Below are 252 nucleotides of genomic sequence, written 5' to 3'. Positions count from 1 at the left end.
GATCCGTTCGGCGGTCTCGATCATCCGCGACGGGTCCAGCACCTGCTGCGCCAGCCGCACCAGCGGCTCGGGCAGGGCGTAGGGTTCAAGCACCGACGCCAGCCGGGCCAGCGTCTGCGGCTGGGCGATCGCGGCGCCGACCCGCGCGCCGGCCAGGCCATAGGCCAGGGACAGGCTGCGCAGCACGATCAGGTTCGGCTGGTCGGCGACGACCGTGACGGCCGATGCGCTGTCGGAGAACTCGATCAGCCC

Annotated in this window: 1 protein-coding gene; it reads right to left on the bottom strand. The window is 72.6% G+C overall.

Features of this window, described 5'->3' with window-relative positions; genetic code table 11:
• A partial coding sequence (locus tag CVH10_RS22665; protein WP_146143312.1) for an aminotransferase class I/II-fold pyridoxal phosphate-dependent enzyme occupies positions 1-252 on the bottom strand: 252 nt, incomplete at both ends.

The organism is Halomonas sp. ND22Bw (genome assembly GCF_003011945.1).
Classification (GTDB): domain Bacteria; phylum Pseudomonadota; class Gammaproteobacteria; order Pseudomonadales; family Halomonadaceae; genus Halomonas; species Halomonas halophila.
The sequence above is the reverse complement of the archived record's forward strand: the minus strand, read 5'-3'. Positions and strand labels throughout refer to the sequence as shown.